Origin of the sequence: Roseivivax sp. THAF30, from assembly GCF_009363575.1 — a bacterium.
Lineage (GTDB): Bacteria > Pseudomonadota > Alphaproteobacteria > Rhodobacterales > Rhodobacteraceae > Roseivivax > Roseivivax halotolerans.
In genome coordinates, this window is sequence record NZ_CP045389.1 from 398,354 (window position 1) to 423,896 (window position 25,543).

24 protein-coding genes are annotated in these 25,543 nt (G+C 65.8%); 20 read left to right on the forward strand and 4 right to left on the reverse strand.

Annotated elements, in window-relative coordinates; all coding sequences use genetic code 11:
* The first annotated feature begins 107 nt into the window (after positions 1-107).
* Positions 108-2,564 carry a mechanosensitive ion channel domain-containing protein gene (locus FIU91_RS01875; RefSeq protein WP_152461199.1) on the forward strand — a complete coding sequence of 819 codons (2,457 nt, stop codon included), beginning with the start codon at positions 108-110 and terminating at the stop codon, positions 2,562-2,564.
* Between the two features lie 66 nt (positions 2,565-2,630).
* Here FIU91_RS01875 and FIU91_RS01880 read toward each other — a convergent pair whose 3' ends face one another.
* Complete coding sequence (locus FIU91_RS01880; protein WP_093011409.1) at positions 2,631-3,383, reverse strand: dienelactone hydrolase family protein; 753 nt, start codon at positions 3,381-3,383, stop codon at positions 2,631-2,633.
* Between the two features lie 111 nt (positions 3,384-3,494).
* On the opposite strand from FIU91_RS01880, the gene FIU91_RS01885 reads away from it, so the two are divergent.
* The 5 genes from FIU91_RS01885 to pnp all read left to right on the forward strand — a co-directional run bounded on the left by FIU91_RS01885 (position 3,495) and on the right by pnp (position 9,011).
* On the forward strand, positions 3,495-4,001 hold the full coding sequence (locus FIU91_RS01885) for a DUF1643 domain-containing protein (RefSeq protein ID WP_093011413.1): 507 nt from the start codon (positions 3,495-3,497) through the stop codon (positions 3,999-4,001).
* Between the two features lie 80 nt (positions 4,002-4,081).
* The gene (locus FIU91_RS01890) at positions 4,082-5,074 is read left to right on the forward strand and encodes a calcium-binding protein (RefSeq protein WP_152461200.1); all 993 of its coding nucleotides are present in this window, start codon (positions 4,082-4,084) and stop codon (positions 5,072-5,074) included.
* Between the two features lie 150 nt (positions 5,075-5,224).
* Positions 5,225-5,494 carry a 30S ribosomal protein S15 gene (rpsO, locus tag FIU91_RS01895; protein WP_093011418.1) on the forward strand — a complete coding sequence of 90 codons (270 nt, stop codon included), beginning with the start codon at positions 5,225-5,227 and terminating at the stop codon, positions 5,492-5,494.
* Between the two features lie 88 nt (positions 5,495-5,582).
* Positions 5,583-6,686 carry a class I SAM-dependent RNA methyltransferase gene (locus FIU91_RS01900; protein ID WP_152461201.1) on the forward strand — a complete coding sequence of 368 codons (1,104 nt, stop codon included), beginning with the start codon at positions 5,583-5,585 and terminating at the stop codon, positions 6,684-6,686.
* 192 nt (positions 6,687-6,878) lie between these two features.
* The gene (gene pnp / locus FIU91_RS01905; protein ID WP_152461202.1) at positions 6,879-9,011 is read left to right on the forward strand and encodes a polyribonucleotide nucleotidyltransferase; all 2,133 of its coding nucleotides are present in this window, start codon (positions 6,879-6,881) and stop codon (positions 9,009-9,011) included.
* Between the two features lie 237 nt (positions 9,012-9,248).
* Here pnp and FIU91_RS01910 read toward each other — a convergent pair whose 3' ends face one another.
* Positions 9,249-9,935, reverse strand: a complete 687-nt coding sequence (locus FIU91_RS01910) for a response regulator transcription factor (protein ID WP_093011424.1) — start codon at positions 9,933-9,935, stop codon at positions 9,249-9,251.
* Between the two features lie 120 nt (positions 9,936-10,055).
* On the opposite strand from FIU91_RS01910, the gene ribA reads away from it, so the two are divergent.
* The 13 genes from ribA (at position 10,056) to FIU91_RS01975 (ending at position 22,596) form a co-directional block, all read left to right on the forward strand.
* Entirely contained in the window at positions 10,056-11,150 is a 1,095-nt protein-coding gene (gene ribA / locus FIU91_RS01915; RefSeq protein WP_254702015.1) for a GTP cyclohydrolase II, read from the forward strand.
* A gap of 61 nt (positions 11,151-11,211) precedes the next feature.
* On the forward strand, positions 11,212-12,213 hold the full coding sequence (locus tag FIU91_RS01920; RefSeq protein ID WP_152461203.1) for an LLM class flavin-dependent oxidoreductase: 1,002 nt from the start codon (positions 11,212-11,214) through the stop codon (positions 12,211-12,213).
* Positions 12,210-12,719 (forward strand): L,D-transpeptidase, encoded by a 510-nt coding sequence (locus FIU91_RS01925; protein WP_152461204.1) that lies wholly within the window; start codon positions 12,210-12,212, stop codon positions 12,717-12,719. Before FIU91_RS01920 ends, FIU91_RS01925 begins: the two co-directional genes overlap by 4 nt.
* Entirely contained in the window at positions 12,716-13,297 is a 582-nt protein-coding gene (locus FIU91_RS01930) for a uracil-DNA glycosylase family protein (protein WP_254702016.1), read from the forward strand. The genes FIU91_RS01925 and FIU91_RS01930 overlap by 4 nt, the downstream gene beginning before the upstream one ends.
* 136 nt (positions 13,298-13,433) lie before the next feature.
* Positions 13,434-14,603, forward strand: a complete 1,170-nt coding sequence (locus tag FIU91_RS01935; RefSeq protein WP_152461206.1) for a DUF2235 domain-containing protein — start codon at positions 13,434-13,436, stop codon at positions 14,601-14,603.
* A gap of 38 nt (positions 14,604-14,641) precedes the next feature.
* Positions 14,642-15,433 (forward strand): SseB family protein, encoded by a 792-nt coding sequence (locus tag FIU91_RS01940; RefSeq protein WP_152461207.1) that lies wholly within the window; start codon positions 14,642-14,644, stop codon positions 15,431-15,433.
* An 87-nt stretch (positions 15,434-15,520) separates the two neighbouring features.
* Positions 15,521-16,987 carry an ABC transporter substrate-binding protein gene (locus tag FIU91_RS01945; protein ID WP_152461208.1) on the forward strand — a complete coding sequence of 489 codons (1,467 nt, stop codon included), beginning with the start codon at positions 15,521-15,523 and terminating at the stop codon, positions 16,985-16,987.
* Positions 16,988-17,024: 37 nt separating this feature from the next.
* A complete protein-coding gene (locus FIU91_RS01950) occupies positions 17,025-17,486 on the forward strand; it encodes a GNAT family N-acetyltransferase (RefSeq protein WP_172974895.1) in 462 nt (153 codons plus the stop codon).
* A gap of 19 nt (positions 17,487-17,505) precedes the next feature.
* Positions 17,506-18,450: an ABC transporter permease gene (locus FIU91_RS01955; RefSeq protein ID WP_152461210.1), complete on the forward strand. Its 945-nt coding sequence runs from the start codon at positions 17,506-17,508 to the stop codon at positions 18,448-18,450.
* The gene (locus tag FIU91_RS01960) at positions 18,447-19,262 is read left to right on the forward strand and encodes an ABC transporter permease (RefSeq protein WP_093011450.1); all 816 of its coding nucleotides are present in this window, start codon (positions 18,447-18,449) and stop codon (positions 19,260-19,262) included. The genes FIU91_RS01955 and FIU91_RS01960 overlap by 4 nt, the downstream gene beginning before the upstream one ends.
* Positions 19,259-20,863, forward strand: coding sequence for an ABC transporter ATP-binding protein (locus FIU91_RS01965; protein WP_152461211.1), 1,605 nt, complete (start codon positions 19,259-19,261; stop codon positions 20,861-20,863). Before FIU91_RS01960 ends, FIU91_RS01965 begins: the two co-directional genes overlap by 4 nt.
* Positions 20,853-21,593, forward strand: coding sequence for a glucose 1-dehydrogenase (locus FIU91_RS01970; protein WP_152461212.1), 741 nt, complete (start codon positions 20,853-20,855; stop codon positions 21,591-21,593). The genes FIU91_RS01965 and FIU91_RS01970 overlap by 11 nt, the downstream gene beginning before the upstream one ends.
* Complete coding sequence (locus FIU91_RS01975; RefSeq protein WP_152461213.1) at positions 21,577-22,596, forward strand: P1 family peptidase; 1,020 nt, start codon at positions 21,577-21,579, stop codon at positions 22,594-22,596. The genes FIU91_RS01970 and FIU91_RS01975 overlap by 17 nt, the downstream gene beginning before the upstream one ends.
* 60 nt (positions 22,597-22,656) lie before the next feature.
* Here the strand turns inward: FIU91_RS01975 and FIU91_RS01980 are convergent, their stop codons facing one another.
* Together FIU91_RS01980 and FIU91_RS01985 are read right to left on the reverse strand one after the other, a co-directional pair.
* Positions 22,657-23,934, reverse strand: a complete 1,278-nt coding sequence (locus FIU91_RS01980) for an acetylornithine deacetylase/succinyl-diaminopimelate desuccinylase family protein (RefSeq protein WP_152461214.1) — start codon at positions 23,932-23,934, stop codon at positions 22,657-22,659.
* Positions 23,935-23,973: 39 nt separating this feature from the next.
* Positions 23,974-24,903: a DUF2125 domain-containing protein gene (locus tag FIU91_RS01985; protein ID WP_172974896.1), complete on the reverse strand. Its 930-nt coding sequence runs from the start codon at positions 24,901-24,903 to the stop codon at positions 23,974-23,976.
* Positions 24,904-24,968: 65 nt separating this feature from the next.
* Between FIU91_RS01985 and FIU91_RS01990 the strand changes: the two genes are divergently transcribed.
* Complete coding sequence (locus FIU91_RS01990) at positions 24,969-25,496, forward strand: gamma-glutamylcyclotransferase (protein ID WP_152461216.1); 528 nt, start codon at positions 24,969-24,971, stop codon at positions 25,494-25,496.
* Positions 25,497-25,543: the final 47 nt, after the last annotated feature.

The following is a 25,543-nucleotide window of genomic DNA, read 5'->3' on the forward strand; positions in this document are numbered from 1 at the left end:
CAATCCGGTTGTTTATCGCATAACCATGTGCGAGTCCGGTGCTCAAGCGCCTCTTGACACGTCAAAGCGGGCGTTAGGTATGTCCGGATCACACAGAAGGGTCACCCATGTTCCGAGTTTTGTTCGAGCGGATTTGCGGCATTCGCGCGCTCGCCCTTGTTCTCGTCGCTCTCACAACCGCCGCTCTGGCGCTGTCATCCCCGCAAAGTGCTTCGGCGCAAGGCGCCCTCGGCGCCGGTGGCGGTGAAAGCGGCTCTTCCTCCGGGGAGGAGGCGCAAAGCGAGACACCTTTCGCGCTGCAAGCCTTGCTCGAAGTCCTTCGGAACGAAGAGGCCCGTCAGACCCTGATCGACGAGCTGGAACAACTGACGCAAGGCGGCTCCGGCACGTCAGAAGAGGACAGCTCGTCCAGTGAGACCGGCCCGTCGGAGCCGCAACTGGAGCCGGCTCCGGGGGAGACGAATTCGCTCGGTGCCCGCGTCGCGGAGTTCACGCAGGAAGTGGCTCAGGGCACGGCGGGTTGGGTGCTCGGCGTCTTCAATGGTGTTACCAGCGGCGATACCGTCCTCTCCGGCCTCTCGGGAGACGAACTCGGCGTTCTCATCGAAGCCTTCCAGGCGCTGATCCTCGTCATTGTCATTACCGTCGCGGTCTATCTTGTGCTGCGCCGCCTCGCGATGCCGGTCTATACGCGGATGGGGCGACGCGCCGAGGACGCCAACGCCCTTCGCACGGTCTTCATCTTCCTTGAAACGCTCATCCTCGACGCGCTCATCGTCGTCGTGGCCTGGGGGCTTGGCTATGCGATTGCCCTTGGCGTCCTCGGCGATGCGGGGCAGATCGGCTTCCGGCAGGCGCTGTATCTCAACGCGTTCCTGCTGGTGGAGATGGTCAAGGTCTTCGCTCGCGCGATCATCTCGCCGTCGAGCTACGGCCTTCGCCTCGTGAACGTGTCGAACCGGGCGGCACTGAAGCTCAACCGGCACATCAATGTCGTGGTCAGCGTCCTCGGCTACGGCCAGCTGCTGATCGTGCCCATCGTGAACCGCAACGTCTCCCTCGCGGGCGGCACGGCGATCTCGGCGATCCTGTCGATCTTCGTTCTGGTCTATCTCGTCGTCATCGTGATCCGGAACCGCGAGGCGGTCGCCAACTGGATCGCGCGGCGGCTCATGTCGCAAGACAGCGCGCCCGAACAAGATGACGCGGCCCCGGCGCGCGAGCGTCTTGGCGGCATCCTCGGCACGCTGACCCGCACCTGGCACTGGTTCGTCCTCGCCTATCTTGCGCTGATGGTGATCGTGGTGCTGTCGCAGCCGAACGACGTGGTTTTCGACTACATCACCCGCTCTGCGAAGGTGTTCGTGGCGATCCTGCTCGGCTCGGTGCTGGTCGGCGCAATCGGCGGCTGGCTCCGTAACGGGATCGAGCTGCCCGAGGACATCAACCAGCGCATTCCGCTTCTCGAGCAGCGTCTCAACAAGATCGTGCCGAAGATCCTGATCGCGCTTCGCGTCATCGTCGGGATTGCGGTCTTGCTCTACGCGATCAACGCGAGTGGCCTTCTGAATATCGGCGGATGGTTCTCGAGCGATGTCGGCATCGACGCGTCGGGCCGCCTCGTGTCGGTCCTTTTCATCCTCGCCGTCGCGGCGCTGATCTGGCTGGCGATGAACTCGTGGATCGACTTTCGGCTCAGCCCCGATATCGGCGCGGTGCCTACCTCGCGTGAAAAGACGCTTCTGACGCTTCTGCGGAATGCCGCGACGATCGCGCTCATCATCCTCACGCTGATGTTCGCGCTGTCCGAAATCGGCATCAATATCGGTCCGCTTCTCGCCTCCGCGGGTGTCCTTGGCCTCGCCATCGGTTTCGGCGCGCAGAAGATGGTGCAGGACATCATCACCGGTGTCTTCATCCAGTTCGAGAATGCGATGAACGTGGGCGATGTCGTGACCGTGGGCGGCACGACGGGTGTCGTGGAGAAGCTGACGGTGCGTTCGGTCTCCCTGCGCGATCTGCAGGGCACCTACCACATCATTCCGTTCTCCTCGGTCGACATGGTGTCCAACTTCATGCGCGATTTCTCCTACTTCGTGTGCGACATGGGGATCGCCTACCGCGAGGATATCGAAGAGGCGAAGCAGGCCATGTTCGACGGCTTCGAGGAGCTGCGGAGCGACCCCGACCAGAACGCGCTGATCCTCGGCGATCTCGAGTGGTTTGGCCTTAACTCCTTTGGCGACAGCGCCGTCGTGCTGCGCGCGCGGATCAAGACCGTGCCGGGCAGCCAATGGGGTGTCGGCCGGGCCTACAACGCGATCCTGAAGCGCATCTTCGACGAGCGCGGTATCGAGATCCCGTTCCCGCACCAGACGATCTTCTTCGGCGAGGCCAAGGACGGCCGGACCCAGGCCTTGCGCCTGCGGAACGTCGAGGAAGAGACGATCGAGGGCGAGGCGAGCGAGCCCGATGCGCCGAAAGCCTCGGAAGACGAGGGCAAGACGCCGACGCAGGATGCCCCGCCCGACGAGGAAGGTCCGGACGCCGATCCGGGCCGCTGAGACGCCTCACATGCAAAACGCCCCGGGCCACGACCCGGGGCGTTCTTTTTTAAGCTGGATGACGCGTCAGAGCTGCGCGTTCAAAAAGCTCATGAAGCCGTCCCAGGACGCTTCGTCGGCGTCGAGATCGTAATCGTCCGAGCCCCAGACGGTGAAGCTGTGGCGCGCGCCGCCGAAGATTTGCGCGTCGTGCTCGACCCCGGCTTCCTGCATCTCGTTCAGAACCGCGGCCATCGCGTCCATTCCCGAGACCGGGTCCGCCGAGCCGTGGAAGAGCATGATCGGGCCGGTCACGCCGTCATAGCTTTGCCCCTCGGGCGTGCCGAGCCCCGCGTGGAAGGCGGCGAACCCATCGAGATCTGCGCCCGCGCGCGCCGCTTCCAGAACCGCCGCACCGCCGAAGCAATAGCCCGAGATGACCATGTTCTCGGTTGCGCCGGGTATGTTCGACGCTTCCATGATCGAACCCATCAGGCGTTCCTGGAAAAGCTCCCGATCTTCATAGAGCGCGCCCGACAGCGCCCGGTTCTCCTCGACGCTTTGCGGGTTCTCGTCGGCCCCGTAGACGTCGATCGCGAAGGCGGTGTAGCCCGCCGCGGCGAGCATCTCGGCCCGGCGCATCTCGTACTCGGTGAGCCCGTCCCAGTCGTGCACGATGAGAACCGTGCCCTTGGTGGTCTCGAGATCCGTGTTACGGGCGACGTAGCCCTCGAACTCGGTATCGCCCACGGTGTAGGTATACGCCTCTCCGGTGATCTCGGCCGAGGCGATGCCTGCGACGAGCATCATCGGAAGTGCTGTCAGGGTTGTGCGGAACATGATGATCTCCCTCTTGGTTTTGATGACGCTAGGGAAGCTAGAGCGCATCTGCCGAAAGGAAGGGGGCACACGGCCTTGTGTGCCTCGAGCGGATGCGCTTGAACCGCGCCGATGATCCGCCGCACGCACCAGACCACCGAGAGCTTTTCCGAAGCGCTTTATTCCACCTGCGAGACCTATCGCTACGGGCTGGCGCGCACATGGTCCGAGGCTGCGCCGGTGCTCTTCGTGATGCTCAATCCCTCGACAGCGACGGAGATGGCGAACGACCCGACCATCCATCGCTGCGAGACACGGGCGCGCGCGATGAATGCAGGAGGCGTGCGGATCGCCAACCTCTTCGCGTTCCGTGCAACGCGGCCGCAGGATCTCAAACGCGCGGCAGATCCGGTCGGGCCGGAGAATGACACGTTGCTGATGGAGTGGGCCGCGGGCTCGGCGATGACCATTGCGGCGTGGGGCGTGCATGGGGCCCATCTTGGGCGGGCTGCGGCGCTCCGGCCCAAGCTTGGCACGCTCTGGCACTTGGGCTTGACCAAGGCCGGGCACCCGCGCCATCCGCTCTACGTGCCTTATGCGCGCCGGCCGGAGCGCTGGTCTGTTGACACACCTGCTTAACCACGGCTGGCGAATACTTTTGCGCGCGCCAGGCGCGACGGGCATGATCACGGCGTTGTCTTGGTTCGAGGTGTGATGCGGTGCTCTTTCTGGCGGGGCTGATGGGAATGATGATCGTCGGCTCCGTCGCCGTTCTTTCTATTGCCCCCGGCGAAGACGGACCGGACCCCGATGACATCGACGCGCCGACCTCGGCAGACGAGGCGCAGCCCACAGGTTCCGATCATGGCCTTCTGGAAGCTGCCGCGCAGCAGCTCGTCCTGACGGACGAGGGCGGCATCATGACCGCAGGTTCGCCCGATGCGGATGTGCTGACGGGCACCGATGTGACCGATCATCTCTCGGGCGGCGATGGGTCCGATACGATCCTCGGCGGCGCCGGCGACGATTCGCTCGAAGGCGAAGACGATGCTGACCGGATCGAGGCTGGTTCCGGGAATGACACGGCGCATGGCGGTGCCGGCGATGATCTTCTTTCCGGGGAGGAAGGGGACGATTCCCTCTTCGGTCATGACGGCAGCGATACGCTGTCTGGCGGTGACGGCGCGGATACCCTCGAAGGCGGGCTGGGCGACGACTGGCTGAGCGGTGACGAGGGGTCCGATGCGCTTCACGGGCGTGAGGGGAACGACACGCTCTCTGGCGGCCTCGGCATCGACACGCTCTTTGGCGGCGATGGCGACGACCTTGTTTCAGGAACCTCCATGCGCGGGATCGACGATGGTTCGGATTTCGTGAATGGCGGTGCGGGGCAGGACGTGCTGGTGCTTGGCGATGGCGATACCGGACATGGCGGCGACGGGGCGGATTCATTCCTGACCGGATACTGGATGCAGGCGGGCGGCGCGGAGATCGCGGATTTCGACAGCACCGCCGATCGCATGATCGTGGTCTACGACGAGGCTGACGGACCGCCAAACGATCTGACCTATACCGCCGACCCGGACGATGAGGGCAGCGTCCTCCTCCGTGCCGAAGATCAGGTCCTTGCCCGTTTTGCAGCCGCTACCGCACCGGCCCTCGGCGATATCATCCTGATGTCCGCGTCAGAGGCGGAAAGTTTCGCGATCTGACCTTTGGCGGCCCCAGTAGATTCCCCCTTTTCAAGGCACGGCATGTAACCTATACGCCGCGGGTCTCGAACCCAGGTTCGGAACACCTCCATCGGCCCTGCTGGACGACATCCCGGCTTGCGCCTTCACTCGAATTCAAAGGAGACCCCGATGTCGATTACGCAAGAAGAGAAGCAGAAGATCATCAAGGAACACGCGACGGCCGAAGGCGATACCGGTTCGCCCGAGGTTCAGGTTGCGATCCTGACGACGCGCATCACCGCCCTGACCGAGCACTTCAAGACCCACGCGAAGGACAACCACTCGCGCCGCGGTCTGCTGAAGCTCGTCGCGCAGCGCCGCAAGCTGCTCGACTATCTCAAGGCGCGCGACGAAGAGCGTTACCGCACCCTGATCGGCAAGCTCGGCATCCGCCGCTGACCGATCCGCACGGATTTCGCGAAGGGCCGTCCTCAGGGGCGGCCCTTTTCGCATTGTGGCGCGGCGCTGCGGCGCGCTACTCCGAGGCATGAACGACAGCTTGGACATATTCCTCGTCACCGCACCGGGACTCGAGCATTTCCTGGGGCAGGAGGCGCGCGAGGCCGGTTTCAAGGTCACCGCCAATCTGGTCGGCGGTGTCTCCATCAAGGGGGGCTGGTCCGAAGTGCGGCGCGCGAACCTGACCTTGCGCGGCGCGACACGCGTGCTTGTCCGCCTCGCGCGGTTTCCGGTCGCCAACACCGCCGAGCTCGACAATCGCCTGCGGCACCTGCCCTGGTCCGACTGGTTGCGGCGCGACGTGCCGGTGCGGGCCGACGTGTCCTGCCGGGCCTCGAAAATCTACCATGAAGGCGATGCGAAAAACCGGATCGAGCGGGCGATCGCAATGGCGACGGGGGCCGAGACCGGCGCGGGCGCGCTGGTCGCGATCAAGGCCCGGATCGAGGAGAACGTCTGCACGCTCTCCGTCGACACATCGGGCACGTCGCTGCACAAGCGGGGCACCAAGGAAGAGGTGAACAAGGCGCCGATGCGCGAGACGCTGGCGAGCCTCTTCCTGAGGGCCGCAGGGTTCGATGGGTCGGAGCCTGTCTGCGATCCGATGTGCGGCTCGGGCACGTTCATCCTCGAAGCGGCGGAGCGAGCGGCGGGCCTCCTGCCCGGGCGCGGGCGCGACTTTGCCTACGAGTATCTCGCAACGTTCGATCCCGCAGACCGCGAAGACGTCCCGCAGGGGCGGAAGAGCCAGCCGCCTCACCGCTTCCAAGGCTCGGATCGCGACGCGGGCGCGATCGCCATGTCCCGCGCGAATGCCGAGCGTGCAGGTATAGCCGATCTGTGCACTTTCGAGACGCTGCCGATCTCGGAGGTCAGCCCGCCAGATGGCCCGCCGGGCCTCGTGATCGTCAACCCGCCCTACGGCCAGAGGATCGGCGCGAAGTCCCCGCTCTTCCCGCTCTATGCCGCGTTCGGCACGCGCATGAAGGAGGCCTTTCCCGGATGGCGCATCGGGCTCGTGACCTCTGAGGCGGGTCTCGCGAAGGCGACGGGTCTGCCCTTTGGCAAGCCGGGCCCGCATGTCGATCATGGCGGCACCAAGGTGCGCCTCTGGCAGACCAAGCCGCTCTGATACCCGTGCCAGCATGACGCCGGGGCTTTCTCTTTCCAAACGCCTCGAAAACCGTTAGGGGCGTGGCTATCTGAGACGTGATGCCCTGAGCCCCCGGGCCATGCGACAGGATAGGGGGCGGCGGCAATGGGGCCGCCAATCAAACGGGAGACCCGGGATACGCCCGGGAGTGCTCCTCGATAGGATACGATGATGTTCAAAACGACGACGAAAAGCATGCAGTGGGGCGAGGATACGCTCACGCTGGAAACGGGTAAGGTTGCCCGTCAGGCTGACGGATCGGTGATCGCCACGCTGGGCGAGACCTCCGTGATGGCCAACGTGACCTTTGCCAAGCAGGCGAAGGAAGGGCAGGACTTCTTCCCGCTCACGGTTCACTACCAGGAAAAATACTATGCGGCCGGCAAGGTGCCCGGCGGCTTCTTCAAGCGCGAGGCGCGTCCGACCGAGAAGGAAACGCTGACCGCGCGCCTGATCGACCGTCCGATCCGCCCGCTCTTCGTGCCGGGCTTCAAGAACGAAGTGCTCGTGATGTGCACCGTGCTCAGCCACGACCTCGTCAACGATCCCGATATCGTGGCGATGATCGCGGCCTCCGCGGCGCTGACCATTTCGGGCGCGCCCTTCATGGGGCCGATCGCGGGCTGCCGCGTGGGTTACGAGGATGGCGAATACATCCTCAACCCCGATGTCGAGGACATGCAGAACCTGCGGGCCAACCCCGACCAGCGTCTCGACCTTGTTGTCGCAGGCACCAAGGACGCGGTGATGATGGTCGAATCGGAAGCCTACGAGCTGACCGAGGAAGAGATGCTGGGCGCAGTGACCTTCGCGCACGAGCAGATCCAGCCCGTCGTGGACCTGATCGTCTCGCTCGCCGAAGATGCTGCGAAAGAGCCGTTCGACTTCACTCCGCCGGATTATTCCGCGCTCTACGAGAAGGTGAAGGGTCTGGGCGAGACCCAGATGCGCGACGCCTATGCCATCACCGACAAGCAGGAGCGCCAGGCTGCCGTCTCCGCCGCGAAAGAGGCGATCAAGGCGCAGCTCTCCGAGGAAGACCTCGAGGACGCCAATCTCGGCTCCGCGCTCAAGAAGCTGGAATCGACCGTTCTGCGCGCCGATGTCGTGAAGAACTCGCGCCGCATCGACGGCCGGGCGCTCGACCAGGTGCGCCAGATCGAGAGCGAGACCTCCGTTCTGCCCCGGACCCATGGCTCGGCGCTCTTCACGCGCGGTGAAACGCAGGCGCTGGTCGTGACCACGCTCGGCACCGGTGACGACGAGCAGATCATCGACGCGCTCCACGGGAATTTCCGCTCGAACTTCCTCCTGCACTACAACTTCCCGCCCTACTCGGTCGGCGAAGCGGGCCGCGTCGGTCCTCCGGGACGCCGCGAGGTCGGTCACGGCAAGCTCGCCTGGCGCGCGCTTCAGGCGGTCCTGCCGGCACCGACGGACTTCCCCTACACCATCCGCGTTGTCTCCGAGATCACCGAGTCGAACGGCTCGTCCTCGATGGCATCCGTCTGCGGCGGCTCGCTGTCGATGATGGATGCGGGCGTTCCGCTGAAATCCGCGGTCGCCGGTGTCGCGATGGGCCTCGTTCTGGAAGATGACGGTGAGTTCGCTGTCCTGACCGACATTCTTGGCGACGAGGATCATCTCGGCGACATGGACTTCAAGGTCGCGGGCACCGAAACCGGCATCACCTCGCTTCAGATGGACATCAAGGTCCAGGGCATCACGCCCGAGATCATGAAGCAGGCGCTGGCGCAGGCCAAGGAAGGCCGGATGCACATCCTCGGCGAGATGAACAAGGCACTCTCCGAGGCGGGCAGCTTCTCCGATTACGCACCGCGTATCGAGACGATGCAGATCCCGACCGACAAGATCCGCGAAGTGATCGGCTCGGGCGGCAAGGTCATCCGCGAGATCGTGGAAACCTCGGGTGCCAAGGTCGACATCAACGACGAAGGCATCATCAAGATCGCATCGCCCAACGGCGAGGCCATCCAGAAGGCATACGACATGATCTACTCGATCGTGGCTGAGCCGGAAGAGGGCCAGGTCTACAAAGGCAAGGTCGTGAAGATCGTTGATTTCGGCGCCTTCGTGAACTTCTTCGGCAAGCGGGACGGCCTTGTGCATGTCTCCCAGATCGAGAACCGCCGCCTGAACCATCCGTCGGACGTGCTGAAGGAAGGCCAGGAGGTCTGGGTCAAGCTTCTGGGCTTCGACGATCGCGGCAAGGTGCGCCTGTCGATGAAGGTCGTGGATCAGGAGACCGGCGAGGAAGCCAAGAGCGAGGAAGACGCGGAGTAATCCGCAACCTCTCTACGAATGCGAAAAGCCCCGGCGGCGCCCGGGGCTTTTTCTTTTGCGACGCTCTAGGCCGCGCGCGAGTCTGAGACTGGCTCTGAAACTTGGTCGGACGAAAAAAGGCCCGGGCGCGAAGCCCGGGCCAGTCCAACAGGGAGGTGCATGTGAGGTCCCGCACATGCAACGGGCTGAAGATGCAACAAGCGAAATCTCATCAGGTTCCCGCGTGCCGCGAACGGCTCAGGACATGAGCCGATATCCGCCACTCTCGGTGACGAGCAGACGCGCATTTGACGGATCTGGCTCGATCTTCTGGCGAAGCCGGTAGATGTGCGTTTCCAGCGTGTGGGTGGTCACGCCCGCATTGTAGCCCCATACCTCATGCAAGAGCACGTCGCGCGGCACGACACCGTCGGGCGCTCTGTAGAGGAATTTCAGGATATTGGTTTCCTTCTCGGTCAGGCGAATCTTCTTTTCGGCCTCGTCCACGAGGATTTTCATCGCGGGACGGAAGGAATACGGCCCGAGCTGGAAGACCGCGTCTTCGGACTGCTCGTGCTGGCGCAGCTGTGCCCGGATACGGGCCAGCAGGACAGGAAACTTGAAGGGCTTGCTGACGTAATCGTTCGCGCCCGCATCGAGGCCGAGGATCGTGTCCGCGTCCGAGTCGTGCCCGGTCAGCATCAGCACGGGTGCCTTCACGCCTTGCTTTCGCATCAGCTTGCACAATTCGCGGCCATCGGTATCTGGCAACCCGACATCGAGAATGACAAGATCGTGGTGCTGCTCTTTGACCTTCTGCATGGCCTGGCTGCCGTTCTCTGCTTCGAAGACCTCGAAATCCTCGGTCAGAACGAGCTGCTCCGCGAGCGCTTCGCGCAGGTCATCATCGTCATCGACGAGAAGAATGTTTTTGAGTTGCGCCATTGGTGCGTCCTCCGTTTCTTGTGACAGAAATGTGAGCCGATGCGATCTGCGGCAAGTTTTGCTGCAAGTCTCTCACGTCGTCGTGTAAACGGCGCAGGATTATTACAGGATTGTAAGGACATGACCTCCGATCCCGCCTTCTCGCCCGACCTGACGGAGACGATTGCCCGCGCGCGCGGGGATCTGCGGATGGGCGTGCCGGTCGTCCTGCGCGCGCCCGAGAGGGCCGCGCTTGTCATGGCGGCCGAGACGTTGACCGAGGCGCGACTTGCAGCGGCGCGCGGGCTGGCGCGGCCAGTGGATCTTGCGCTGACCGGGCGGCGGGCGACCACGCTCCGCGCGCGGGCCTATGACGGCGATATCGCGCGCGTGGCGCTCCCGCCCGATGCCGATCTCGGCTGGGTGCAGGCGCTTGCCGATCCCGCCGACGATCTCGCTCGCCCCATGAAAGGCCCGCTCGAGACGCGCCGCGAGGGCAGCGCGGAGCTGCACCGGCTTGCTCTGACGCTGGCCAAGTCCGCGCGCCTTCTGCCTGCGGCTCTGGTCGTGCCTCTCGGCGAGAACGCGCCACCCGGAGGCTTGACCACGCTCGATGCCGGTCTTGCCGCGCCGCACCTGTCCCGCCTCGCGCCCTTGGAGCACGTCATCAGCGCGCGCGTGCCGCTCAAGCACGCAGAGCGCGCAAGACTGCACATCTTCCGCCCCGAGGACGGCTCCGAGGAGCATTACGCGGTCGAGATCGGCAAGCCGGACCGGGACAAGCCGGTTCTGAGTCGCCTGCACTCTGCCTGCTTCACGGGGGATCTTCTGGGCTCGCTCAAATGCGATTGCGGCCCGCAGCTCAATGCCGCGCTCGCGCAGATGGGAGCCGAGGGCGAGGGCGTGCTGCTCTATCTCAACCAGGAGGGCCGCGGGATCGGGCTTGCCAACAAGATGCGGGCCTATGCGCTGCAAGATCAGGGATTCGATACCGTCGAGGCGAACCATCGCCTCGGTTTCGAGGATGACGAGCGCGACTTCCGTCTGGGCGCGCAGATCCTTGCGCGTCTCGGTTTCGGCGCGGTGCGGCTTTTGACCAACAATCCCGCCAAGATCGCAAGGATGGAAGGCGAGGGGATCGTCGTGACAGAACGCGTGGCGCTCAAGGTCGGGGAGACGCGCTTCAATCATCATTACCTCGAGACCAAGGCGAAGAAGTCCGGTCACCTTCTCTGAACGTCGCCCCCTTTGAACCGATCGGTTCAGCCCTTAGGTTCGAACCAACAGGAGGCGATCCATGCACTATTCCCTACTCGACCTTGCCCCGGTGCCCGAAGGCACGACCACGAGGGAGGCTCTCAAGAACCTCGGAGAGCTTGCCGAACATGCCGAACGGCTCGGATATCACCGCTATTGGCTGGCAGAGCATCACAACATGCCGGGCATCGCATCGGCGGCGACGGCTGTCCTGATTGGCCATGTCGCGCAGCGCACCTCGCGGATGCGCGTCGGTGCGGGCGGGATCATGCTGCCGAACCATGCTCCGCTCGCCGTGGCCGAAGCCTTCGGTACACTCTCCGAACTCTATGACGGGCGGATCGACCTCGGGCTTGGACGCGCGCCGGGGGGAGACCAGATGGTGATGCAGGCGCTTGGCGTCACGCCCCAGCGCGCCGAGCAGTTCCCCGAGGAGGTGGCCGAACTCCTGCGCCTTTTCGGCCCGCACGAGCCTTCAGCGCCGATCAACGCTCATCCCGGCGCGGAGACAGGCGTGCCGCTCTGGATCCTCGGCTCCTCGCTTTATGGCGCACAGGTCGCGGCGCATTTCGGACTGCCCTATGCCTTTGCCTCGCATTTCGCGCCCGCCGCGCTGGAGCGGGCCTTCGAGGTCTATCGCGAGAGGTTCCAGCCGAGCGCCGCGTTCCCGCGACCGCACGCGATGCTGGCGGTGAACGTCTTCGGTGCGGATACCGAGGCAGAGGCCAAGCGGCTCAAGACCTCCATGCAGCAGGCGTTCTACCGGTTGCGGACCGGCCAGCCCGGGAAGCTGCCCGCGCCGGTGGACGATATCGGCGAGGTCATTCCCGCAGGCGCGCTGGCGCAGGTCGACGAGGCTTTGCGGATGTCGGCCACGGGCACGCCCGCGCAGGTCGAGGGGCAGCTTGCCGAGTTGATCGCCCGCCACCGGCCTGACGAGGTTATTGTCACAGGGCAGATCCACGATCACGCGGCGCGAATGCGCTCATTCGAGATCGCGGCGGGTGCGCTCTCCAACCTCGAGCGGGCGAACGCCGCATGACGCCTGCCGACATGGTCCTGACCCAGCGCGGCCTGCGCTTCCGGGGACGAACGATTCCGTGCGTGATCGGGCGGGGCGGGGTCAGGTCCGACAAGCGCGAAGGCGACGGCGCTACTCCGAGCGGCACACACCGGATTGTCGGGATGCTCTATCGTCCCGACCGGATTGCGCGGCCCGCGGACTGGGCCGTACCGATCCGGCCCGGCGATCTCTGGTCCGACGATCCCGGCCACGAGGATTACAACCTCATGGTCCGCACGCCATACCCGCACAGCCACGAGGCGCTGCGGCGCGCCGATCCGCTCTACGATCTCGTCATCCTGACAGATTGGAACTGGCCGCGTGCCGAAGCCGGGCGAGGATCGGCGATCTTCCTGCACCAATGGCGCAGGCCCGGCTATCCGACCGAAGGATGCGTCGCGTTCCGCCGCGAAGACCTGCACTGGATCGCGCCACGCATCGGCTACGAGACCCGGCTCATCGTGCCCGAGGCGCTGGGCCGGTGAGCCTTGCCGATGAGATCCGCGCCTGCCGCCTTTGCGCGGATCGCTTCGCCGCGACAAAGACCGCACATGCGCCGCGCCCGGTCGCGTGGTTCGAGCCCACCGCCACGATCCTGATCGCGGGACAAGCGCCGGGCATGCGGGTGCATCAGTCGGGCATTCCTTTCGACGATCCGTCCGGTGATCGCCTGCGTGACTGGCTCGGCGTCGACCGGGAGACATTCTACGACCGGACCCGCATCGCCATCGTGCCGATGGCCTTCTGCTTTCCGGGCTACGATGCCAAGGGCTCCGATCTGCCGCCCCCGCGGATTTGCGGGCAAACCTGGCACGACCGGGTGATGTCGGCGCTGCCGAATATCCGCCTGCGCCTCATCGTCGGCGGCTACGCGCATCGGTATCACCTGGGCGTCAGGACGGGCGTGACCGATTCCGTCGCGCAGTGGCGCGACGCCGGGGAGGGAACCTTCCCTCTGCCGCATCCGTCATGGCGTAACACTGCCTGGCTGAAGAAGAACCCCTGGTTCGAGAGCGACGTGCTGCCTGCGCTCAGGGCTGGCGTGTCCGAGGCGCTCGGCTGAAGCGCTCCTCGCGCTTGCCGCAGGGTAAGCTTCGTGGCAGGCTCTTCGCTACATATTCAGAAAATAATTGTGACGCGAGATCGCTTTCGCCTGCCGGCTACTCGCGCGTATCCTGCGCCTCAGGAAGGTCATTTCGATGCCCCGGAACATCGTCATCCTGCTCGACGGCACATCCAACGAGATCGAGAAATCCAAACACACCAATATCCTGCGGCTCTACGAATGCCTGCTGAAGCGAGACGATCAGATCGTCTATTACGATCCCGGCGTCGGCACGATCGGTGACGAGACCGCGTGGCTGCGCGTCTGGCGCAAGGCGCAGGAAATCTGGGGCATGGCGACGGGCTGGGGCCTCGATACCAACGTGAAGGAGGCGTATCGCTTTCTCGTGGAGACCTATGACAAAGGCGAGGGCAGCGCGGATCGCGACCGCATCTACATTCTCGGATTCTCGCGCGGCGCCTATTCCGCGCGTGTCCTTGCAGGCTTCATCCACGCTTTCGGCATCATGGAGCGGCGCAACCTCAATCTGCTCGACTACGCCTATCGCGCCTACAAGCGCATCGGGGAGGATGGCGACGACGATGCCTTCGCCGAGATCCGCCTGTTCGAGAAGTTTCTCGATCCCGACCGCCCGCCGATCCGGTTTCTCGGTCTCTTCGATACTGTTGCCTCGGTGATCGAATGGGGCCGCATCGCGCCCCGTCTGAAATCTCATGCCTTTACGAAGACCAACCCCAGCGTGGAGAGCGTGCGCCACGCTGTCGCGATAGATGAACGCCGGACTATGTTCCGCGCGAAGCTCTGGCCCGAGGGCGGGCTCTACAAGCGGCACCGGTTCATGAAGGACGAGGACGCCGCGCCGCAGGACGCGCGGGAGGTCTGGTTCACCGGCGTGCATGGCGATGTCGGCGGGGGCTATCCTGAAGCGGAGTCGGGTCTGGCGAAGCTGCCGCTTCTCTGGATGATCCTCGAGGCGCAGCGCCAAGGGGCCGGGTTCTGGACGCAGAGCGTCAATCGCATCGCGCGCGGTGACGGCGAGGGATATGTCCCGCCCGATCCACTGGGCAAGACGCATAATTCCATGACCCCCGGCTGGAAGCCGCTCGAGATCCTGCCGCGCCGGCAGCCCGAAGGGTCGCGCCGGCCGAGTCTTGGCGGATGGTATCTGCCGCTCTGCGATCCGCGCACGATCCCGGACAACGCACGTATCCACGCCGCCGTCATCGCGCGGGCCGAAGCACGGGGGCGCTGGCCCAAGGCGCTGCCATCGACATATCGTGTGGAGGGGACGGACGGGGCGTGAGGCTTGTTTCGCGCGCATTGCCCGGCTAACTCGCAGTCATGGACAGCGATACCCCCCTCGATCTGGCCTTCGCGGCTATGGAGGCCGCGCCTGAAAGCGACGCGGCCCGTCTCCGCTTTTACGAGCGGCTGGCCGATACGGAGCTGAATCTCCTTCTGAAAACCGAACCCACGGCCGAAACCCTCGATCCCGAGGTGTTCGAGGTCGATGGAACGTCCTTCGTTCTGGTCTTCGATACCGATGCGCGGCTTGCGGGTTTCGTCGGCCGCGCCGCGCCCTATGCCGCACTGCCGGGCCGCGTGATCGCGCAAATGCTCGCCGGGCAGGGCGCGGGCCTCGGGCTCAATCTCGATGTTGCACCGTCAGCCTACCTCATCCCGCCCGACGCGGTGGCGTGGCTTGCCGAAACGCTGGGTCACGGCCCCGAGGAAGGCGCGGCGAAACCGTCCGAGCTCTTCGCGCCGAGCGATCTTCCCGAAGCGCTCCTTACCGCGCTCGACGGGAAACTCGGCCGTGCGGCTGGCCTTGCGCGCAAGGCCTATCTCGCCGCCGTCAGCTACGATGATGGCAGCCGCGGACACATGCTCGGTATCACCGGCGCGAAAGACGGCGCCGAAGCGCCGCTCGCCCGCGCGGTGAACGAGGCGCTGGTGTTCTCCGGGATCGAAGCAGGCGCGCTCGACGTGGTATTCCTGTCAGAGACCGATCCCTTCACCGCGCGCATCGCGCGGGTCGGACTGCGCTTCGACCTTCCCGAACCGCAGGAGCCACAGCGCGCGGCACCGGCCGCGCCGGGAAGCGACCCCAGCAAGCCTCCCCGCCTGCGCTAAGGGGCGCTTTGCCGCCTCGGCGCTTGATCGTCGCGGCGAATGAATCAAGGATGCGCCCAAGACAACAGAGCCCGAGGAGGCCCGCCCATGTTCCGCCGCACACTGACCGCGCTCGCCCTCGTCGCGAGCCCCGCGCTCGCGCAAGAGACCGACCTGACCATCGCGATCCAGCTCGAGCCGCCGCATCTTGACCCGACCTCGGCCGCAGCGGGCGCCATCGACAGCGTGCTTTATTCCAACGTCTTCGAAGGGCTGACGCGCTTTGCCGCTGATGGCTCCGTCGAGCCCGCGCTCGCAGAGGATTGGGAGATTTCCGAGGACGGAACCACCTACACCTTCACTCTGCGCGAGGGCGTGAGCTTCCACGACGGCAGCGACTTCACGGCGGAGGATGTGAAGTTCACCCTCGACCGCGCCCGCGCCGAGGACAGCGTGAACGCGCAGAAGGCGCTGTTCGAGGGGATCTCCGAGGTGAACGTCGTCGATCCGCAGACCGTTGAGATCGTGCTGTCGCAGCCCGACGGCAACTTCCTCTTCAACCTTGCCTGGGGCGATGCCGTGATTGTCGCCGAAGAGAGCATCGAGAACATCAAGTCGAACCCGGTCGGCACCGGGCCGTTCACCTTCTCCGAATGGGTGCAGGGCGATCGGGTCGAGCTGGCGCGCAATTCCGAGTATTGGGGCGAGGCCCCGTCCCTCGAAGCCGCGACGATCAAGTTCATCTCAGATCCGACCGCCGCGTTCGCCGCGATGATGGCGCAGGATATCGACGCCTTCGCTGGCTACCCCGCGCCCGAGAACCTGCCGCAATTCGAGGCCGATCCACGCTTCCAGGTGATTGTCGGCTCAACCGAGGGCGAGACGATCCTTGCGATGAACAACGCCGAGGAGCCGTTCAACGACCCCGAAGTGCGTGAAGCCGTGGCCCATGCCATCGACCGTCAGGCGATCATCGATGGCGCGATGTTCGGCCAGGGCACGCCGATCGGCACGCATTTCGCGCCGCACAATCCCGATTATGTCAACCTGACGGATCTGTCGCCCTACGATCCCGAGATCGCCCGCCAGCTTCTGGCCGATGCGGGCTACGAAGAAGGGTTCTCGACCACGCTCAAGCTACCGCCGCCGTCTTATGCGCGGCGCGGCGGCGAGATCATCGCAGCGCAGCTTCGAGAGGTCGGCATCGAGACGGAGATCACCAATCTCGAATGGGCCCAATGGCTCGAGGAAGTCTTCCGCGGCAAGGATTTCGGCCTGACCATCGTCAGCCATACCGAGCCCTTCGATATCGGGATCTACGCGCGCCCGGATTACTACTTCTCCTACGACAATCCCGAGTTCCAGGAGCTGATGGCGACCCTGACCGCGACGACCGATCCCGCCGAGCGCTCCTCGCTGGTGGCCGACGCGCAGCGCATGATCTCGGAGGACTACGTCAACGCCTATCTCTTCCAGCTGGCCTATCCGACCGTCGCCGATGCGCGGCTTCGCGGCCTCTGGGAAAACCAGCCGACCCAAGCCAACCCGCTGGCCGGTGTCAGCTGGAGCGAGTGAGCGTTCGGCTGCGGCGGGCACCAGACGGAGAGGCATCATGCGGATCAGGCCGACACGCCCGGACGATGTGACGGGGATCAGCGAGATGCTGACGGCGCTTGCCGATGCCGGCAAGCGCACCCGTCCGAGCGATCCCGATTTCGTGCGCTCGACCTATGTGGAGAACGATGCGCTCGTCTCGAGCCATGTCGCCGAGAGTGAAAGCGGGCGTATTCTGGGACTTCAGGTGGTCATCCTCGCCGGGCCGGACGACCCGTTCGGCGTGCCCGAGGGTTATGGCTCCATCGGCACGCATGTGGCACCCGATGCCGGCCGTCGTGGGATTGGATCGCGTCTCTTCGAGGCGACCGAGGCCGTGGTTCGCCAGTCCGGGCTGCCCGCGGCTGATGCGAGCATCGCGGACGACAACGCCGAGGGGCTCCAGTATTACGAGGCGATGGGATTCCGGACCGACCGGGAAGGCGCGGGCCGTATCGTGAAGCGCCTGTCCTTCGCGTGATGCCGCGCCGGGTCCGCGCATGTTGAGATACGCCCTGAACCGCCTGGTCTCACTCGGGCTGAGCCTCATCGTGGCCTCGCTCGTGATCTTCCTCGTCGTGGAGGTCGCGCCTGGCGATCCGGCGAGTTTCATGCTCGGCATCAACGCGCAGCCCGACACGGTGGCGGCGCTCCGGGCCGAGCTCGGGCTCGATGTGCCGAAATGGCAGCGTTACCTGACCTGGGTCGGCGGCATGCTGACGGGCGATTTCGGCACCTCCTATACATACCGCACCCCGGTGTCGGAGATGGTCGCGGATCGGCTCTGGATCTCCCTGCCGCTCGCGCTCTACGCTTTGGCGCTGTCGACCGCGCTGGCCTTTCCCGCCGCGCTCTATGCCGCCTCGCGTCGGGGCCGCCCCGGCGACATGACGGTGATGGGAGCGACGCAGCTCGGTATCGCGGTGCCGAATTTCTGGTTCGCGATGCTGCTGGTCCTCCTCTTCGCGATCAATCTCGGCTGGTTCTCCGCGGGCGGCTTTCCGGGCTGGGACGATCCTCTTGCCGCGATGAAGGCGCTGACGCTTCCGGCCATCGCGCTAGCCCTGCCGCAGGCGGCGATCCTCGCGCGGGTCATGCGCTCCGCGCTCATCGACATCATGGCCGAGGATTTCATGCGGACGGCCCGCGCCAAGGGCCTGACACGCAGCCAGACGCTCTGGCGGCACGGTGTCCGTAACGCGCTGATCCCGGTTCTGACGATCATCGGGCTGCAATTCTCCTTCCTGCTCGCGGGCGCGATCATCATCGAGCAGGTCTTTTTCCTGCCGGGCCTCGGGCGGCTGATCTTCCAGGCCATCTCCCAGCGTGATCTGATCGTCGTCGAAAGCGTCGTGATGCTTCTCGTTTTCGCCGTGATCCTCGTGACCTTCCTGACGGATCTGGCCTATGCGGCGGTCGATCCGCGGCTGAGGCGGCGGGCATGATGCGGCGTCTCGCCCCCGGCGCGGCGCTGAGCGCGGTCTTCGTGATCGCGGCGCTCCTGTCCTTCCTGTGGACGCCGTACGCGGTCGACGGGATGGCCATCGCGAACCGCTTGCAGCCGCCGTCGGCGGCGCACCTTCTTGGCACCGATCACTTCGGGCGGGACATCCTGTCAATGATCATGGTCGGCGCGCGCACCTCCATCGCGGTGGCGCTGGTCGCGGTCGGGATCGGCATGGGGCTCGGCGTGCCTCTGGGCCTCGCGGCTGCGGCGCGGCATGGCGGCCTTCTCGACGAACTCATCATGCGCGGCAACGATCTGGTCTTCGCCTTTCCGAGCCTTGTCATCGCGATTCTCATCACGGCCATCGCGGGCCCGTCTGCGGTCAACGCGATCATCGCGATCGGCATCTTCAACGTGCCGGTCTTCGCGCGGCTGACCCGCGGCGCGGCGCTGGCGCTCTGGTCGCGGGATTTCATTCTGGCGGCCCAGGTCGCGGGCAAGGGCCGTGCTCGGATCTCTCTCGAGCACATCCTGCCGAACGTGACGAACCTCTTGATCGTGCAGGGAACCATCCAGTTCTCGCTCGGCATTCTGGCGGAAGCTGCGCTGTCCTATGTCGGCCTCGGCGCGCAGCCGCCGATCCCGTCCTGGGGCCGGATGCTTGCCGACGCGCAGACGATGGTCGCGATGGCCCCTCATGTCGCGCTGATGCCGGGGCTCGCGATCGTGCTGACAGTGCTTGGCCTCAACCTTCTGGGCGATGGCTTGCGCGACGCGCTCGATCCCAAGCTTGGCGAGGGGCGGGCATGAACGTGCTGTCGGTCGAGGCCCTCTCTGTCCGCATCGGCGCGGCAGAAATCCTGCGCCATGTCTCCCTGACCGTGGCACCGGGCGAGATCGTCGCGCTGACCGGCGAAAGCGGGTCCGGTAAATCCATGACCGCGCTTGCGGCGATGGGTCTTCTGCCTCGCGCGGCCGAGGCGTCAGGTGAGATCCGTGTCGGAGGCGCTCAGGTTTTGCACCGGCCCGAAGCCGCGCTGTGCCGGATGCGCGGTGCGGAGATGGGCATGGTCTTCCAGGAACCGATGACCGCGCTCAATCCGGTGCAGACCATCGGGCGGCAAGTGTCCGAGACCGTGCGCCTGCACAAGGGCGCGTCCTCCGCACAGGCGAAAGAGCTGGCCCGCGCCGCGCTCGACCGCGTGGGCCTGACCGAGATCCCGCTCGATCGTTATCCGCATGAGCTCTCTGGCGGGCAGCGCCAACGCGTCGTGATCGCGATGGCGACCGTGCTGCGCCCGAAGCTCCTGATCGCGGACGAGCCGACGACGGCGCTCGACGTGACGACGCAGGCGCGCATCCTCGACCTGTTGCGCCGGCTCGCGCGGGACGAGGGCATGGGACTGCTGCTCATCACCCACGATCTCGCGGTCGTGCATGGCATCGCCGACCGGCTCGCGGTGATGAAGGCGGGCGAGATCGTCGAGGCGGGACCGACCGCCGATGTCTTCGCGGCGCGCACGCATCCCTATACTGCCGCGCTCTTCGCCGCGTCCGGACACCGCGCCAGTTTGACCTCGCGCGCGGCGGACGCACCGCTTCTGTCGGTCGACGGCCTCGATCAGAGCTATGCTTTGCCGCGGACGAGCCTCTTCGGTGCGCGGCCGCGCTTCCCCGCGCTGAAGGGCGTCTCGCTCGAGATCCGCGCGGGCGAGCGGGTCGGGCTCGTCGGCGAGTCGGGCTCCGGCAAATCGACGCTGACCCGCGCGATCCTGGGGCTCGAGACGCCCGACCGGGGCGAGATCCGTCTCGGCGGCGCGGCGATCGTGCCCGGCGCAACACTGGCCGAGACGCGGGCGGATATGCAGGTCGTCTTCCAGGATCCCTATGGCAGCTTCAATCCGCGCCACCGGGTCGAGCGGCTCGTGGCCGAACCCTTTCACCTCATGGCCGATCCGCCGCGCGGCGCGGCGCGTCAGCAGGCAGTGGCGGACGCGCTCGAGGCCGTGGGGCTGAAGCCCGAGGACGCACGCCGCTACATCCACGCCTTCTCGGGTGGGCAGCGCCAACGCATCGCCATCGCGCGCGCGCTCATCACCCGGCCGAAATTCATCATCTTCGACGAGGCGGTCTCGGCGCTCGACGTGCGGGTGCGCGCGCAGATCCTCGACCTGATTGCCCGTCTCTCGGACGAATACGGGCTTGCCTATCTCTTCATCAGCCATGACCTTTCCGTGGTGCGGGGGATCACAACGCGGGTGCTGGTGCTGAGGCGCGGCGAGATCGTCGAGGAGGGGCCGACCGAAGAGGTCATGGGCGCGCCGCGCCATCCCTATACGCAAGAGCTGATCGCGGCCGCGCCGCGTCTGCCGGAAGATCGGGCCCGAACGGAGGAGAGCCATGCGACTTGAAGGAAAACGCGCCATCGTCACCGGTGGCGGCTCGGGCTTCGGCGCAGGTATCGCGCGCGCCTTCGCCGCCGAAGGGGCACGGGTCATGGTGGCCGACATCAACGAGGAAGCCTCGCGCGCCGTTGCCGCCGAGGTGAATGGCGTTGCGGCCCGCGCGGATGTGGCCTCGGGCCCGAGCGTCGATGCGATGGTGCGCCGTGCGCGCGAAGTGATGGGCGGTGTCGACATCCTGGTGAACAATGCCGGGATCACGCACATGCCGACGCCGCTGGAGGATGTCTCCGAAGAGGAGTTCGACCGTGTCTTCGCGGTCAATTGCAAATCGGTCTACCTGACCGCGCGCGCGGTGGTGCCGCTGATGAAGGAGAGCGGTGCGGGCGCCATCGTGAACATCGCGTCTACCGCCGGTCTCTCGCCACGCCCGAAGCTCAATTGGTACAACGCCTCGAAAGGCTGGATGATCACCGCGACGAAGACGATGGCAGTGGAACTCGCGCCCTCCGGCATCCGCGTGAACGCACTCTGCCCCGTTGCGGGGGAAACGCCGCTTCTTGCGTCTTTTCTTGGCGAGGACACGCCCGAGATGCGTGCGAAATTCCTCGCCACGATCCCGATCGGACGCTTCTCGACGCCCGAGGATCTGGGCCGCGCGGCGCTGTTTCTGGCCTCCGATGAGGCGTCGATGATCACCGGCACGGCGATGGAGGTCGACGGTGGCCGCTGCATCTGAGCCGAAAACGGGCCCGCGCAATACCATCACAGACGTGGCGGGGCTGCATGTGGGAAGCGCCGAGGACCGTCGGCTGAAATCGGGCGTGACCGTCCTGACGGCGGATTCGCCCTTCACGGCGTCGGTCGCGGTGATGGGGGGTGCGCCGGGCACGCGGGAGACCGACCTTCTGGCGCCCGACAAGACCGCGCCCGGCGTCGATGCGCTGGTGCTCTCGGGCGGATCGGCCTTCGGCCTCGCGGCGGCTCAGGGAGTGATGGACGCGCTCGCAGAGGCCGGGCGGGGCTTTGCCGTCCTGTCGGCGCGGGTGCCCATCGTGCCCGCGGCGATCCTCTTCGACCTCTTGAACGGCGGCGAGAAAGGCTGGGGCAAGAACCCTTATCCGTCGCTCGGCCGGGCCGCCCTCGGTGCCGCTGGCGCGGACGTCTCGCTGGGATCCGTCGGGGCGGGAGCCGGCGCGCAGACCGCTCAGGTCAAAGGCGGGCTCGGCTCTGCCTCGCTGGTGCTGGACAGCGGTGTAACCGTCGGCGCGCTCGTGGCCGTGAACCCGATGGGCTGCGTGACGACGCCGTCGGGTCGGCACTTTCACGCGGCCCCGTTCGAGATCGGCGCCGAATTCGGCGGTCTTGGGCCCGACCCCGCACGCGGGCTGCAAATGGCTCCGCCCTCGAAGAAGCTCGCGGCGATGGCGAGCCTTGGAAACACGACGATCGGTGTCGTCGCGACGGATGCGGCACTTAGTAAAGCGCAATGCCACCGTATGGCGATCGCCGCACATGACGGGCTGGGCCGCGCGATCATGCCTGCCCATTCGCCTCTCGATGGCGATCTCATCTTCGGGGCCTCGACCGGCGCGCAGGCCCTGTCCGACCCGGCGGGCGAGCTTGCCGCAATCGGCCATGCGGGTGCGATCTGCATGGCGCGCGCCATCGCGCGGGCGATCTGGGAGGCCAGTCCCGAGCCGGGCGATCTGCTGCCGACCTTCCGCGAGACGTTGGGCTGAGATGCGAGGGGCCAGCCCCTCGCGCTCCCCGCGGGTATTTGGGCCAATCCAAAGAGACAGTCAGTCGGGAAGCAGGAGCTTCTCGAGCACCCGGGCCATCACGCGGGCGCTTTCGAGCATGTCCGTGACCGAGATCCATTCGTCCGGCTTGTGGGCCAGCTCCAGCTTACCCGGCCCGTAAGCCACGCAGTTCTTCAGACGGCCGATGCGGTCGATATGTTTCTGGTCGTAGCTCCCCGGTGAGGCCACATGCTGGGCCTTCGACCCGAGCGTTTCGGCGATGGCGGCTTCGAGCGTCGTGACCACCGGCGCTGCAGGATCGGTCATGGAGGGGATAACGCGATTGATCTCGCGCAGCTCGTAATCGAAATTCGCGCGCCGCGCTTTCAGCCCGTCGAGAAGGCCGCGCATCTCTGCTTCGACCGCGTCGATGCCCTCCTCGATCAGGAAGCGGCGGTCGATGGTGATCCGGCAGCTGTCCGGTACGCAATGCACGGGCAGGGCGCTGCTGTCCTCTGGCTCTTCCGGCTGGCCGCCATGTATCGCGTTGATGTTCATGGTCGATGCGCGCGCGCCATCGGGAATGACCGGCATCTCGGTGCGCCGCGACGCGAGAGCTGGAAAAAGGTCGCGTTCGAACGCGTCCAGAACCGCGCCCATGTGCCGGATCGCGCAATCGCCAAGGAAAGGCATCGCGCCGTGGGCGATTTCGCCCTTTGTTTCGATCTCGGCCCACCAGCCGCCACGATGGCCGAGGCAGATCCGATCCTTGCCGAGCGGTTCGGGGATGATGACGTGATGCACGCGATCCGGATCGAACCAGCCCTGTTCGGCAAGATAGGCAACCCCGCCATAGCCGCCCGATTCCTCGTCCGCCGTGCCGGAAATCTCGATCGCGCCCGCGAAATCGGGATGCTCGATCAGGAACGCCTCGGCGGCGAGGATCGAGGCGGCAAGCCCGCCTTTCATGTCGCAGGCGCCGCGCCCGTAAATCCGGTCGCCGTCTAGCTCTGCGCCGAACGGGTCTCGGGTCCAACCGGCGCCCACTTCCACGACGTCGATATGGCTGTTGAAATGCACGCATTGTCCGGGCCGCGCGCCTTCGCGCCGCGCGACGAGGTTCCAGCGGGGATACGCGTCGCTATCGCCCGGCGCGCCCGTCGCACGGACCAGGTGCGTCTCGAACCCGGACAGTGCGAGCCGTGTTGCCAGATCTTCGCAAATATCGCGGTAATGCTCGCCGGGCGGGTTCAGCGTGGGCACGCGCAACAGGCTTTGCGTCAGCGCGATCAAGTCGTCGCGCGCATCCTCGATGCGGGTGGCCAGCCGGTCGGTCATGGCCATACTCTCAGGTCTTGGCGCGCCGCGCGCAAGCGCTCAGGAGCGTGGCAGAGCGGGAATGCGTCCCAGCGGCAGAGGCCCGAGCCTGACGCGACCGTCGTCGATCCGCAACTCGGCACTCGGATTGCCGCCGCCGGAGATCCGGCCGAGCACCGAGAGAACATTTTGCAGCGGCGGAACCAGGATGGCGGGAAGCCGGCCGCTCTCCTGCGCCTCCTCGAGAAGCGCCTCCCAGTCTTCCGCGCGCAGCGCCAGTGTGCCGGTGGCACGACCATCGCTGCCGAATGACAGAGGCCCGGACAACGCAACGCGGCCCGCACCATCGGCATATTCGAGCGTGGAGAGGTCGATCTCGCGCAGCGTTCGAGGATCGGTCGGATCACTGGTGCCGAGCATGGCGTTCAACGTCACACGGGCGTCCGTGGCAGCGGCGTCCGCGCTTTCGGCCGGATAGGCATTGAAAGCCGCGCGCCACATCTCGGGGCCGCCAGAGGATTGCAGCGCAGCGGTCATCTGGGCGAGGTGAACGGACCCGGCTTCGTTATGCGCGAGACTGATTGCGCCGCTTTCGGCGGCGACGCGATCGAGGCGGCCCTCCTGCCACACCGCGCTGGCCCGAAGACCTTCGCCGTCGATGCGCCAGGTGGACCCGCCGCGCTCGACAATCTGCTCGCCGGATGCCGCGACGATGAGGTGGTTCGGGCGGTAGACAAGGCGCATGACCTGCAATTCGGGCACCTGCCAGCGGGGCCCGTCCTCGGGCGCGAGCACCAAGTCCGAGAACCGCGCATCGAGGCGGTTGGGAAATCCTCTGACAGCGATCTCGGACGCCTCGGCGGTCCAGCCTTCGGCGCGGCGGGCCTCGAACCAGGTATCGATCTCGGCGCGCAACGCGCGGGCCTGCCAGACCCAGAGTCCCGACCAAAGAAGGGCGGCCAGGATGACGGCGAGTGTCAGTCTCTTCACGGGGGATGCCTTTCCTGCACGTGCGATCCGTGTTTAGAGCCATGCCAGGCAAAGGACCAGAAACCATGACACTTTGGGTCTTCGGATACGGATCACTTCTTTGGAACCCGGGCTTCGAGGTGATCGAGCAGGTGCCGGCGCGGCTCTCGGGGTATCGGCGGAGCTTCTGCATGCGCTCGATCCACCATCGCGGCACACCGGAAGAGCCAGGCCTGGTTCTTGCGCTCGACGCATCGGACGAGGCGCATTGCGACGGTCTGGCACTGGCCGCCGCGCCTGACCAGAGCGAAGCGGTCCTCGCCTACCTGCGCGAGCGGGAGCTTGTCTCGGCGGCCTATCTCGAACGTCTTTTGCCGCTCGCCCTCGAAGATGGGCGCGACGTGACGGCGCTCGTCTACGTGATCGACCCCGATCATGTGCAATATTGCGCGCTCGAGCTCGAGGAACAGGCGCAGATCATCGCACAGGCTGTCGGGGGCCGCGGGCCGAACAGTGAATATCTCTACAACACCTCCACGCATCTGGAGACCTTGGGCCTGCCCGATGCAGAGCTGCAATGGCTGGACAAACGGGTGCGTGAGTTGACCGCATAAACCTTTCCTTGACTGGGCAAGGCGTCTAACCTTCGCCCAACGATAAC